Raw genomic sequence first — 13,717 nt, forward strand, 5'->3', positions numbered from 1 at the left:
AATTAATCTAACAATTGGTTACTTACCAAATAATCGTTTAAAAAAACTCTTTTTTACTTTTTCTTCTTTTGGCTTAGTCGTATCATTTGGGTCTATATTGGTAACCTTATACTCTGCCTTAGATGCTATATGACCTTCTGGTAAACCTTCCTTTTTTTCTATTTGTGCAAGTTGTTCCATTGCTGCTTGTTGGTAGAGCAATGCACCTTCTGGATCGCAGTTAAACAAATTAGAATAACAAACAGATTTATTTAAATCCATAGGGTTAGGCTCTACTACTTCAGTTGCCTCTAAAAGTCCTAAATTGTGTTCTTTAGCATAATTTAGAGCCTTTAAAAAAACAGTAATTCTATTGTAAGAAAATAAATTATCGAGCTCACTTTTAACGTCCACATTAGTATCATAATCCTGTAACAACTGAACAACCATATTAGCTGGTATATAAACACCAGAACTATAATTAGTACTTATACTATTGCTTATACTGTTGGGGTATTTACCAGGATCTATTATTTGATTCCATTTTTTATAGTATTTTTTAAAAAATGGTTGTTCTATAAAAGATAGAGCTGAACCTCTAGTGTAAAAAAACTTACTAAAGAAACCTTGTATTACAGCTACATAAAAGCCGTGTGTGGTATCAAAACTATCTTCTTTATTGGTCTCTAAGGCAACTTTTATAGTATCTATATATTTTTCTTTGTAAAAATCATCTAGACTGTGCTCTTCTGCAAGTGTGTTTATTAAATTTTGATTATCCATTACATCAAAATACCAGCTCTTTATTTGCTTTTCATTAATTGGATGATAACTTATATCCCAACCCATATGTTTACTATTTAAATCTTTAAAAATATTATAAGCTAAAATTACATTTAATGTCTACTGTTTAAAATATCTAACCTATAAGCGTAAGTACACAAACTATATTCGTGCAACTTTTTAATTAACGCAGTATTTTTATACATATTTTAATTTTTAGGTTGTTGTAATTTAATTTTTTAATATCCTTAGTGGTTCGCAAGCAATTGTTTAAAGCTTTACTGCTTACTTCCTTGTTGGTCTAAGTAATGTTTCTACTTTTGCACAAATTAAAACAACGCAGTTTAATGTTAGATTATGTGGTTATTGGTGGTGCACAAGCAGGATTAGCTATGGCGTATCATTTAAAAAAAATGAATAAGAACTTCTTAGTTGTAGATGGCGAAGACCAAATTGGGGCTTCTTGGCTAAACAGGTGGGACTCTTTAAAACTATTTACCTCTACCACTTATAATAACTTACCTGGTTTAAAATTTGACGCTCCTAAAAACCACTACCCCTCTAAATTTGAAGTTGCAGACTACTTTAAAACCTACGTGCAAAAATTTGATATTCCTGTACAATTAAACACACTGGTTACTGCTGTACGCAAAACCAATAAAGGTTTTTTTATTACCCATAAAGACGGAGAAATTAGCGCTAAAAATGTTATTGTTGCTACAGGCCCTTTTCATATACCATACACTCCGCCTTGCCATACAAAACTTGCTAGTAGCATATTACAAATGCATAGCAACTATTACAAAACACCAGAACAATTACAAAGCGGAGATGCTTTGGTTGTTGGCGCAGGAGACTCTGGTTACCAAATTTTAAATGAACTCTCTAAAGATGGTTCTAGAACTGTTTATTTTTCTGGTGATACCACTGTAAAGTCTATTCCACAACAATTTTTAGGTAAAACCATTTGGTGGTGGTTTACAGTTACTGGTTTTTTAAGCTTTACCAAATATAGTTGGCTTGGTAAGCGTATTAATGCTGCTAAACAACCTGTTATTGGCACTAATATAAAAGAAATTTTAGCTAGAAAAAATGTTATTGCTGTTGGTAGAACTAATGATGCTTTAAATGAAAAGCTATTTTTTGAGAAAAAGAAGGTATCTACCATTAAAAATATCATTTGGGCAACGGGTTACCGTCCTAATTTTAACTGGATTGAAGGTTTGGAGCTAGATGCTGATAATTACCCTAAAAACAAACGTGGTGTTAGTAATATTAAAGGTTTGTACTTTATTGGCTTACCGTGGATGTATACGCGTGGTTCTGCTACTTTAGGTGGTGTGCAAAAAGATGCTAGTTATTTGGCTAGTGTTATTAGGTAAGGTTTTTTGTTTTGAAGAAATTCTTTTATGTTCCTTTTTTTAGGTCGGACTTAAAATTAAACTGCTCGTTTTTAATTAGAAGCATTGTGAAATTTACCTTTAATTAATACTATTATTTATTCAAGTACTAATACTTAAGGATTTATTACAAAGTAACATTTGCCTTTTTAATAAGCTTGTTCATTTTTTTCATTGATAAAAAAACGAAATCGTAGATTGAGATTTCCGTTAGGCAAATCACAATATAGATTCACGAACTCCTTTAAAACAATAAAAATCTTGTGAGCTATCCCAAAAAATCTAGACTCACGAACACATTGCTAAACTATACGTCTCAATTTCTAAATAATCGCTAACTTCTTCAAACGCTGTTTGAATTCATAACAAACGGATTATTTGCACGAAATCTCAACTTTAGTTTTACGCAATACTTTCGTAGGTCGGACTAAAAATTAGAATCCTATCTAAAAAGAGTGTTATCTGTACAAAACAGAAATCGTAAACTGAGAAAGTCCTAAAACAAATCTCAATTTACGATTTATAAATTACGTTTTAAATGGGTTTATATTGATGCTACAAACTCTAAAAACACTTGTTTGTGTAGATCTAAATCTAAATTAGGAGATAAAGAGGCGCGTACAATATAATCTTTATCACCTTCTTTAGTTGTTCCTTGTGTAGAGGTAGCTGGTATGGTCCAATAACACCCTTTTAATTGTCCGTAACTCACACAAAACTTACTCTCGTTTGGTATTTTGGTAATCATTAAATTAATTAACTTTAAGTTTAATGCACGTTTATACGTTTCCCTTTCTTCTTCTGTGTCTCCTTTTGTTGGTAGATCTAATGAAAAAACAGATGGTGTAAAGCCTTCTGCTGCTAACTCTTGAGATACAAAGTTAATTTTTGCTCCTGGTAAGTTAGCGTGTATAAAGTTTACAAAATCTCGTGTGTTTGTATACGCATCTGCAATCCTTTGGTTCATACTTGGCAATTGTTCTGCCAATATGCTGTACTGTAAGGCTGTTGCTTCGTTATCACAAAGTGTTAAGTGTGCTTCAATATTAACCATTAAATCTGCCGCTTTACTATTACCAACACAGTAACCAGCTGTACATTTTCCTCCACTAGGAAATTTAGAGCCACTAGCAAAAGAAATAGTTCTAACCGAAGCCAATATATCATCTTCGCCTAAAAAGTGCACATTTGGACAAAATGTCTGATCTAAAATAAAAACAGGATCTATAGCCATTGCCCCTGACGGTGTTTTACGTTCCTTACTTAATGCATCTTTTAGTGCTACTAAATCTGGCACTTCTACTCTTGGGTTTGTTGGTATTTCTGCAATAATTAATGGCACTGCATCCTCTGTAGCAATAGCATCTAAAACAGTGTGTATGCTTTGTACCATATCATTATCACCATCTACAGGCAAGTCTACAATAGCTACATTTGATAAACAAGCTGCTACTCTCCTAGCCTGGTCATTTGTACCGCCGTAACAATTTGGTGGCACAACAATTTTTATAGCTTTTCCTTTATAATTTTCTAATGCATCATTAATTAAGCCCATTAAAATTGCGTATTGTATAGACAATCCGCTAGAGGCAACCAATGGTTTTGTACTTGCACGTGTAATATCTTTTATAGAAGCTAAAACACTTGCTTTATCTGCCTTTACGTCTTCTTCATTATATGTATACTCCGCTTCTGTAGTAAGTGAATTTAATGCTAAAAGCGAGTTTGCAGGTGTCATTGCAATGGTTTCTCTTCTGCGTACGTGCTGTATGTCTTTTACATATGCTGTAGCATTATCTGTAGTGTTTACAACTAAAATACTACCCAATTTACCGTGTAGGTTTATGTAAAAATCTATGTTAGAATTTAATGTAACTGCACCAATGGTTTTCTGCTCTTCAATAAAAACAGTGCTACCATTAGTAGCTTCAATTTCATCTGTACTACTTATTTTTTTAAGATTGAAGTTGTATCCGTAAACACTTTTTATAACTTCTTCATTAAAATTACTAGGTAAACTGCCTTTGTAGTAGATATTAGTGTCTTTTTTATCAAATAAATTTTTACGTAATATTGATAAAACAGGAACAGTATTAGAGTCAAAACTTATAACATTTTGTGTATCTAAACCTTGTAATTTTGCTATTCCCCACTCCAACACACAAGATAAAGGATGACCTAACCTAATATAGTCATAAGCAGTGTGTAGCTCACTTAAAGCAGCTGTAGTGCTGTTATTTGCTACATATAAAGCTTCTAGCTCGTTTAAAAACTGAACTTTAGCCAATTCTTCATTGTAAATATCTAGACGGTGTGTAGTTAAATTTAACCAATCTGTTGGCATATTAGCTACTACGTCTTTTATATAACTTAGTGTTTTATTGTCTTGCATAAGATTCATCTTTAAAAGAAGCCTGCAAGATACGTTAATTAGATTTTTTTATGAAGTGAAACAAGGCGCATTGTTCTATTTTACAATAGATTTAACGCCTTGTACTTTTTACTGTCTTGGTATTTTTTTAATACTGTTTATGTATCTGTTGGCACACTGTCCCAATCATCTCCATAACCAATTATCCAACTAAGTCCGTATCTTCTTTCATACACAACACTAGGATTTAATTCTTCTGGCATTTCTTTACCAAATAATTGTGCATCTCTTACGCGCCAATGCTGATTGTATAACTCTGTTTCCATAGCTGTTAAATCTTCATCTGGTCTTAATGTAATAGTTGTTATAAATTCTTTTGGATTGCCTATTATTTCTGCGAGTTGTTTAATACTGTACACATCAAACTGTGCATTTAAGGCTGGCATTTCTTCAATTAAATTTGCTGCCCAAAATAACGATGTTAAAGCTTCTGCACGCCAACTAAAATTAATAATAGCATTTTGTTCTGGTTCATTAGAATTTATAAATTCTGTTTCCTTAAAAGACAAATAGTTTTTTATATCATTAGTAGCAATCCAAGCTTTAAAATTTGGATCTTCTCCTTGGTGGGCTTTACCAATAACTGCTAGTAAACCTAAAATACGTTCTGCTACTGCTTTTGGTGTTCTTACTTGCATATCATCTTCTAACTCTTCGTTATCCATATCTGTATATTTATTATCAAAATTGTCTTTCATTACTATTCTTATATCTTTTTTTTATGATTTTTGTGTTTTTTTATTTTTAATTTTAGTTGCGCTAACCCAACTAAAATAAGGCACGGAATTATTATCATTATAAAAAACAAAACACTAAAAACCCACCAAGAAATGTCTATACCGTGACTATAGGCTGTACCTATTAAAAGGCCCAGAATTAGACTCACAACCAAACCTATAGCAGAAACTGTAATTAAATATTTTTTTGGATGTAGCGTAGCGTATTTTTTAAACATACCAAGCGCTATTACAATTATTATAGTGAGTATGGTTGTTATAATGTAAAACATCTTACAGTATTATTTTTTTAGCATTTGTAACTACTATTAATAGCTTAATAGGTCATAAATATCATTATCATTAGTTGTCGCTGTAAGCTTAGTGATAGTGATTTTTTTCTGATCATTTCATAGTTAATAACGCAACAAAGTTGAAGATATTTACTTTTAGAAGATAACCTACTTGTAGTAAAAATAAAGTAGCAGTTTACAGGGTAGTGAAATTTATATTTTATACCTATAATGACCAATAATTTTAAAAGAAAATAGGCAATCTTGCAAAACTTGTCCGCCTCCAATATTGTGCACTATTAAATTTCTTTTGCCATCTTTAGATTTTTTATCTACCACAATCCCAATATGTGTAATTGCTCCTCCTAAATTCCAACAAACAATGTCACCAGCAACATAATCCTTAGCCTTTGTAGATATTAATTTTTCTTCTCCTTTTCGTTTAAAATACGTCATTAAATTGGGCACTCTACGATGGTCTATGTTTCTGTCTGTTGTTTTTAAACCCCACAATTTGGGGTATTTATTAAAGTTAGCTTTCATATCTAAATGCACATTTTTTTGAAGATCTACACCTATTTTGCGATATGCGCGAATAACAACATCTGTACAAACACCTTTATTACTTGGCACATCACCATTGGGGTAATCTATAGAAAAGTAACTAGGATCATAAGTAACCTTATCTTTTGTTAACTCTAAAGCAGCTTTAACTAAATTAGTTTTATTGCTACTTACTTGTGAAAAGCCAAAGTAGCAACTTAAAAAGAGTACTAAGGCTAGGTTTTTTATATACATATTATTTACAATTTTCTTCTACAATTTGATGTATTTTTAACACATTTACAACCTCATAAGTACCGTCATAATCAGCTGCAAAACCATATTTTTCTTTACCTTTATCTATAATTTCAACCTTTGCATTTATTGGTGTATAGGGTTCTTTTCCGTTAACCAAGGCATAATACAGTTTCTCTAATCTGCCCGATTTTGTTTTATCATTAATCCAATACACCTTATCACTATTACAGGGTTTAAAAGTTGCAACTTCTACGCCAAAAGTTAATTTACCACTTAGCGTTTCTTTTTTATATGTGGTTAAAGAGTCTACTTCTTCTTTTAAACCCTTAATGGTATCTTCTAGCAGCATTATTTTATTATTCATATAACTATCACTAGTACTTATAGAAGTAGTTTCTATGTCTAAACTAGAAGCATATTGCTTGTTATTACAAGAAGCAAAAATTAAACCTATTAGAGCTATAAAGGGTAAAGTGTGTTTTAGTCTCATACTATCTTTTTAAATTTTGTTTCACTACCGTGACAAACAGTAGTTATACACACCAAAGATGAAACTATTATAGCTGTATTATAAGCCTATTTCTAGTGAAAACAACACCCGTTTTACAGGGTATTAGTGTAACTAATAGTTATTTTGTAATTTGAATAATTTTTCCGTTTGATGCTATTTTAAAATACGTTATTTCTTCTTGTTTGTCATCAGTCCAAAGAATATCTGTAATTGTAAGTTTGTCTTTGTCAATTTTAGATTCTATTCTAGCCCAACCTTCAGCTATTTCGTCATAAGAAATTGTTTTATAATCTATTAATTTACCATTTAAACTGTAGTTAATTAACGTAGATTCCATTTCATGATCTCCTTTGTAAGTAACTATTACTAGCGAATAAAAATCTTTAGAAAATTCTAGTTTGTATGATGCAATAGATTTGTTGTTATACCCTTCTTTAAAATAATTAGGGTATATTTTTTGTAACTGTAATACTTTAACTGCTTCTTTTTTATAGAAATTGGTTTTGCTAAAATTGTCAAAATTAGTAGTATCTATAGTTGGTAATGTTCTTGTTTTTATTAAACTAGCTATAGCTTTAAAATTTTTTGTTTGCTGTGTTATTGGTGTTTTATCCTCTATTTCTCCTGAATAATATGTTAGTCTAGGGGTCTTTTCTGCATAATCTTCAGGTAATATTAATGTGTATACAAACTGAGTATCACTAACCCAAGTAAAACTATGAAACACACAAATATCATAATCTGGGTTAACCTTACCCAAATAACTATATTTACCATCTATTTTTTTTTGAAGAGAATATGTAACGCATTCCTGACCACCATAGTAACCGTTTAGGCGATACTTACCTGTAGGAGAAGTAATTAAATACTCTGGGTTACCAACAGTATTATTAGACTCGCCTGTTTTTATATGTATTACCATATCTGAAGAATGTCCGCCCTCTAGCATTAAAATACCTAGATCTGGATAATAACCAGACCACCCTTTAGAAAAACCATAATCATTAGATTCTTGATTTAGCAAAAGTTTTTGTCCGTTAGCTAATGTAATGCTCTCTAGAGCATCATCTCTTAAATATTTTTCATCATAAAAAATCGTTTTCCAAGTAACCTTATCTTTTAATAAGGTTTTTACTGAGTCAAGATCTCCTATTTTTTTATAGGTGTGTGAAACTTTAGGTAGTTTAGAAACTATTTTAGTATACGCTAATTCGTTTATTTTTTTTGTAGAAATTTTTAAATTAGGGTTATTATATTGTTTTAAATAGCCATCAAAAACATAACCTTCTTTTTGTATTTGTTGCTCTTCTTTAGAAACCAAATACAAATAATTATCATATCTAATTTTAACCCATTTGCCCATTACAGGTGTGCCATTATCGTAAACTGTTAATGGTATAGCAGTATCTTCAATTTTTTTTACTAAAACTCCGTAAGGTATTTTTGCCACTTTTTTTCCACTTACATTAGCACTTTTCCTAACATTTAGTCCGCTTTCTGCATTTATAATATAATACTCTTGCGCTTTAGTAGTAAAACATACAAAAAGGAAAATTAATATATAATATAATTTCATTAGACAGTTCTTTAGGTTTCTAATTTACAAATTAAGCATATCTAATTTATGAATACATCACTGCATAAAGGGATTCTAAACTAATTATAAAATACGCTAACCTCCTCTAAATTAGTTTTATTGTTAATAATATAAAAATACTTTAATTGCTACTGTTGGGTTTTTAAAGCCTGTTTACTTGTTGTAATATCCCAACATTTATACTATATAGTTGGCTACAACATAAAAAGCTCTGTAACAATTATGCTACAGAGCCTTACTTATTTGGTTTAGTTGGATTCTAAATTTTAGAGTTTTCCCTTTAAAGATTCTAACCTATCTAAATCATCAAACTTAGCAGTTACTATTTTACCGTCTTTTAGTCCTTCTATTTCACTGTCTGAAATATAAAGTTTAAAATCACGATCTATTAAGTAATTTTTAAAAGCTTGTTTGTGGTTTAGTACAACAGAACTAATTAATTGCGGAAAAGAAGTTAGTACTTTCTCTAACTGACTTTTATCTATAGCTGGTATTTTTTCATCATCTATAGTTACAACTAATGTTCCTTGTCCGTAATTAGCGCAGTAATAACTTTTAGAGTTAAATAAACCACAAGCTACCATTCCTATTTTGTGTTCAAAACCTTCATCTGAGTTAAAATGTGGCTCTACTAGCTCATTTATACCGTGCTCCTCTCCAAATTCTTTTAATTTGTTAGACTGTAACAATAAATTTTCTGGAATTCCGCTTTGGGTATTTGCCCATCCCCACATCCAAGAGTTGTTATTAAATGAGAAAGAACCTATTACTTGTATTGGAAAAGATACATCTCCAAAAACAATACTTGCAGTGTTCATATTTAGCTGCCAACCATTGTCTCCTATTACATCTGCAAAAACAAATTGTTTCTCAAAAGACAAGCCGGCAAAAGCCTCTAACAAATCATTAAACGATTGTGGTTTTTGCTTAGCTATATTTGTAAATTTACTAGTATCTAAAGTATTATCGTTTTCCATTTTTAATTTTAAGTAATTGTTTTTATTAATTTTTAGTTTCTAAAGACAAAAAAAGCTCGCCATCATCTGTCATACCTATTGGGTGTTTGGTTCTTTCTAACCACTCTTCTTCATATAAAAACTTATTACATTCACTAACAATATTACGGCTAAACCTGTCTTTTGCTAACTTAATAATTTGCTCATCTATAGCTGTGGTATTGTATTTAAAGAAAGGTACATACTCCATACTTAAATGTAGTAAAATAATATGTGTTTTGTTTTCTTCCTTATAAATATCTAACACTTTATAATACGCTGGTGCTCTTAAAACAAAAAAGCCAAACTTTGCTACATCCGGATTAATTTTAGCCATATTAATGGCCTTATTTGTTGCTATGGTAAAGCGTACATTTTTAGATAATCCTTCAGAAAACACAGATACATCTGTAAAACCTTCTTCTTTTAGTATTTGATTTTTTTTATAGTTTAATAGTATTGATTCATCTAAATCACAATCTCTATAAAACAATAGCAAACCAGTATAAGTATCCTTTTTTATTTGAGTATACTGGTCTGTACTTTTATCTCCATCAGTCATTAAAACAGTAATTCTTAATTTTTAGTAATATTATACCTCATTGTTTCCATAATTGGCGCAAAAAAGTTTGTTTCTTTAGAGTCTATTCTTTTGCTAACAATAGTATAAGGAAATGTGGTATACACAGGGTTTTTATGACGAATGCAAATCTCCTGCCCATACTCATCTGTAATATGTTTCCAATGCGTAGCAAACTCTTCATTTAATACTTCACCGTAAGCTGCTCCCAAACCAAATTGCACCATTTTTGGTGTTGGTTTAGTAGCACATTTAGAATTAAAATCTGCTATGTCTTCATTTGCAATAATATCTGTATTGTCTGCTAACCAAAGCTCAAAAACCTTGGTTAACAAACTAACAGTAAATTCGCCTTTAAATTCTGGCTCATATTTTTTACAAATAGAATATGCTAAATCTAAGTCTAACTCTAAAGTACTTAATTCCTCTTCTGTTAAATCTCTTAGTGTAGTTTGCATATTACTTAAAATTTAAAGGTTGTTTTCTAACAAATCTGTAAGTACTTTTACTCTGCTATTAACATCTGGAGCATTACTTACTGGGCAATGGTTTACTTCTAAAGTACCATCTGTAAAAGTATAGGCTCTTTCTGGATTGTGGTGATTATCTCTGTTTACAATTACAACTTTTTTAAGTCCTTCTTGTAATGCTTCTTTACCCATATCATCTGCAGTAATTGCTGTAAAAGCTTGCACTAATGGCTCAAAATAAATTTGAGAATATGTATCCATATACAAATGCGTAAAACGGTCTTCAAATAATGTTTCCCATTCTATTTCTAAAGGTACATCAAAGCCAGCTGCAGCAACAATTTGGTCTTTTAACGCAGGAAATTTTTCGTCTTGAAATGCTTTTGTAATTTTCTTTTCTTTAAGTCCCATAATAGTATGTTTTAGTGTTTATTTTAATAATCTAAGATTCTAAAATAGCACTAAAACACACCTTATTATAAACGGTTTTACAAGCGTTGTTTTTTGTTTTAAATCCGTTTATAAATTGGCTAAAAACTGTTTTAAATAACTTTTTTTTCTTGATGCCAATGGTATTTTCTCTCCGTCTTTTAGTAATATATTACTTAATATTATAGACTCTATATAATTAATGTTTACTAGGTGCGACTGGTGTACCCTAACAAAAATTTGATCACTTAAAATGTTCTCATAATATTTTAAATTACGTGCACTCATTATTTTTTTATCTGCAGTATAAAAAATGGTATAACTACCGTCTGACTGGCACCTAATTATATCATTTAAAGGCAAAATATGCTGCTCTTGAGTTGTTTTAATAAGTAAGTTTTTTTGCTCTTCTTTGGCCTCAAAAGCTTCAACTTTTTTTTCTAAGTTTTTTAATTTTTTATCTTGCTTATATGCAACTCTAAACCTATCTACACAAGCTGTAAGCTCATCAGAATCTATAGGTTTAAGCAAATAGTCTACAGCATCTACACGTATTGCTTGTATGGCAAAATCATCATAAGCAGTTGTAAAAATTATTTTAAAAGAAATATTTTTTAAAGCATCTAGTATAGAAAATGCATTACCACCAATTAGCTCTATGTCCATAAAAACTAAATCTGGTGTATGCGTTTTTAAAAATTGTATGGCTTTATCAACAGAGTCTATTTTTGCAATAATTTCTATGTCTTTTTGTGTGTATTCTAGTAATTTAGACAAGGTGTTTTGGGCATTAAACTCGTCCTCTATTATAACAACTTGTATCATACAATATTAATTTTAAATGTAATTTTGGTTCCTATAGCTTCATTATTTTCGCTATACAAATCTTGTATCTTAAAACTTTTTTCTTCTCCTTTTTTACGCAATTTTAATCGTTCTTTAAAAACATCTGTTGCGTGTAACTCTTTACTTTTTTTTGTTTTAGATTGATGTGATCTTCCCACGCCATTATCTTTTATCACAAAACAAAGTTTAGTATTTTCTTTGGTTATATTTAGTTCTAAAATACCACCATCTTTTTTCTCTTTTAACCCGTATTCTATAGCATTTTCTAAAAAGGGTTGTAATAGCATTGGCGGTACTTTTAAGCTTTTAACATCACAATTTTCGGCTACATTTAAAATGTATTTAAAAGCATAATCAAAACGTAATTGTTGTGTTTCTATGTAGTTAGATATCATATTAATTTCTCGTTCCAAACTAATTTCTTCTTTACGTACATAATCAAAATTTTGGCGTATAAGCTTAGCAAATTTGGCAATATAATTTGATGATTTTACAGGGTCTTTTTCTAGAGTAATATTTTGTATTGCAGCTAGTGTATTAAAAATAAAATGTGGATTCATTTGCATTCTTAGCAAGCTTTGCTCTAGTTCTGATGCCTTATTGGCCGCTTTAAGCTTAGTAATGTATAAATAAGCACCCAATAGCACTAAAAGTAATAACAAAGCAGCAACCAAACTACCATAAAGCAACCTGTTTTTTGCGCTAATTTGTTTTAAAAACAAAAGTTCTGCTTCTTTTTCTTTTGCCTTATATTTTACAGTAGAAAAGTGCAGTAAGCGTTCTGTTTCTTTAGTATGCTGTTTTATTTGTAAAGCATCCCTTTTTTCTTGATACGCCAAAGCTTCCTCTGGCTTATTAGTGCGTATTGCAATAGTTATAAGTTTATCTAAAATTTGTATTTGTTGAGGCGTATCTTTATTCTGTTCAAAAATTTCTATTGCCTTTTTATAATATGCTTTAGCTGTAACAAAATCGTTATTTAAAAAATAGGTAAAACCAAGTCCCTTATACGGAGCTCCATTAATTACGCTAATATTTTTATTTACGCTAATTGCTGCCTGTAAAAATTTAGCTGCAGAAGCATATTGTTCTGTTTCTATATAAGTGTAACCTATATTGTTAAGCAATTTTACAATAGTTTGCGGAGATTTTATGTTTTTACCAAGTTCTAAAGCCTCCTGGTAAGCTAGTAATGCTTTGTTGTACTCTTTTTGTTTTAAATAAATACCAGCAATATTAGACTTTATAGCAATTACAGAAGTGGTATCGTTTTGGTTTGTAAAAATATTATCGGCCTTTTTTATATACTCTAAAGCCTTAGGATAATCTTTTAATGTAAAGTGTAACTGAAACAGTAAGTTATTTGCCTTAGCAAGTAGCCTTTTGTCTTTTAATGAACTAGCATTTTTTAATGCTTCTAAAGCAAATTCTTGTGCTTTTTCTAAATTATTAAAGCGTAAATTTGCGGCACTTAGCGTTATTAAACTTCTGGTTGTATTGTAGTTATCATTTAAATTTATAAATAAATCTTTTGCTTTTTTATGTGTATTAATAGCCTCTAAAAACAAATCGTTTACATAATAAATTTCTCCTTTTTTAAATAAAATTAAAGCGTTTTGCTGCGGTGTAAGTCCTTTTAGGTTGCTTTGTAAGCTATCTAAAATATTAATAGATTTTTCATAATTAAACTGTGAGAGACTGTCTGTAATTTTAAGAGTTTCATCAAAATCTATTTGGTTGTTTTCTGTGTTGGTACAACTAAATAAAACAAGCAATAAAACACTATAAACCAACCTATTAACAAAAAAGCAATATTTCATGTATGCAAGTACTATTCTTTAACAAACGAAACTAACATTTTTAAAGTGAAACAGAAATTTTTTTAA

General features: G+C 30.3%; 13 protein-coding genes. 1 reads left to right on the forward strand and 12 read right to left on the reverse strand.

Translation table 11 applies throughout. The features are described from left to right. Positions 1-18: 18 nt before the first annotated feature. Entirely contained in the window at positions 19-828 is an 810-nt protein-coding gene (locus KLA_RS13490) for a hypothetical protein (RefSeq protein WP_034646390.1), read from the reverse strand. Between the two features lie 281 nt (positions 829-1,109). On the opposite strand from KLA_RS13490, the gene KLA_RS13495 reads away from it, so the two are divergent. After that, positions 1,110-2,144, forward strand: a complete 1,035-nt coding sequence (locus tag KLA_RS13495) for a flavin-containing monooxygenase (RefSeq protein WP_034646391.1) — start codon at positions 1,110-1,112, stop codon at positions 2,142-2,144. Between the two features lie 562 nt (positions 2,145-2,706). On the opposite strand, the gene KLA_RS13500 is transcribed toward KLA_RS13495, so the two are convergent. From KLA_RS13500 to KLA_RS13555, 11 genes are all read right to left on the reverse strand, one after another. Next, the gene (locus KLA_RS13500; protein WP_034646392.1) at positions 2,707-4,554 is read right to left on the reverse strand and encodes a PLP-dependent transferase; all 1,848 of its coding nucleotides are present in this window, start codon (positions 4,552-4,554) and stop codon (positions 2,707-2,709) included. 137 nt (positions 4,555-4,691) lie between these two features. Then, entirely contained in the window at positions 4,692-5,291 is a 600-nt protein-coding gene (locus tag KLA_RS13505; RefSeq protein ID WP_034646393.1) for a DUF4272 domain-containing protein, read from the reverse strand. A gap of 524 nt (positions 5,292-5,815) precedes the next feature. Continuing rightward, a complete protein-coding gene (locus KLA_RS13515) occupies positions 5,816-6,400 on the reverse strand; it encodes a DUF1287 domain-containing protein (protein ID WP_034646395.1) in 585 nt (194 codons plus the stop codon). A gap of 1 nt (position 6,401) precedes the next feature. Then, on the reverse strand, positions 6,402-6,893 hold the full coding sequence (locus KLA_RS17650; protein WP_051456112.1) for a hypothetical protein: 492 nt from the start codon (positions 6,891-6,893) through the stop codon (positions 6,402-6,404). A gap of 139 nt (positions 6,894-7,032) precedes the next feature. Then, entirely contained in the window at positions 7,033-8,490 is a 1,458-nt protein-coding gene (locus KLA_RS13525; RefSeq protein ID WP_034646396.1) for an SH3 domain-containing protein, read from the reverse strand. A 287-nt stretch (positions 8,491-8,777) separates the two neighbouring features. Then, a complete protein-coding gene (locus tag KLA_RS13530) occupies positions 8,778-9,488 on the reverse strand; it encodes a DUF6882 domain-containing protein (RefSeq protein ID WP_034646397.1) in 711 nt (236 codons plus the stop codon). 25 nt (positions 9,489-9,513) lie between these two features. After that, positions 9,514-10,068, reverse strand: coding sequence for a hypothetical protein (locus tag KLA_RS13535; protein ID WP_034646398.1), 555 nt, complete (start codon positions 10,066-10,068; stop codon positions 9,514-9,516). Positions 10,069-10,082: 14 nt separating this feature from the next. Further along, entirely contained in the window at positions 10,083-10,544 is a 462-nt protein-coding gene (locus tag KLA_RS13540; RefSeq protein ID WP_013622635.1) for a DUF3806 domain-containing protein, read from the reverse strand. A 12-nt stretch (positions 10,545-10,556) separates the two neighbouring features. Next, positions 10,557-10,967 carry a hypothetical protein gene (locus KLA_RS13545; protein ID WP_034646399.1) on the reverse strand — a complete coding sequence of 137 codons (411 nt, stop codon included), beginning with the start codon at positions 10,965-10,967 and terminating at the stop codon, positions 10,557-10,559. A gap of 108 nt (positions 10,968-11,075) precedes the next feature. Further along, positions 11,076-11,810, reverse strand: a complete 735-nt coding sequence (locus KLA_RS13550) for a LytR/AlgR family response regulator transcription factor (protein ID WP_013622637.1) — start codon at positions 11,808-11,810, stop codon at positions 11,076-11,078. Then, the gene (locus KLA_RS13555) at positions 11,807-13,651 is read right to left on the reverse strand and encodes a tetratricopeptide repeat protein (RefSeq protein ID WP_034646400.1); all 1,845 of its coding nucleotides are present in this window, start codon (positions 13,649-13,651) and stop codon (positions 11,807-11,809) included. The genes KLA_RS13550 and KLA_RS13555 overlap by 4 nt, the downstream gene beginning before the upstream one ends. Positions 13,652-13,717: the final 66 nt, after the last annotated feature.

It is taken from the genome of Cellulophaga geojensis KL-A, from assembly GCF_000568425.1.
GTDB lineage: Bacteria > Bacteroidota > Bacteroidia > Flavobacteriales > Flavobacteriaceae > Cellulophaga > Cellulophaga lytica.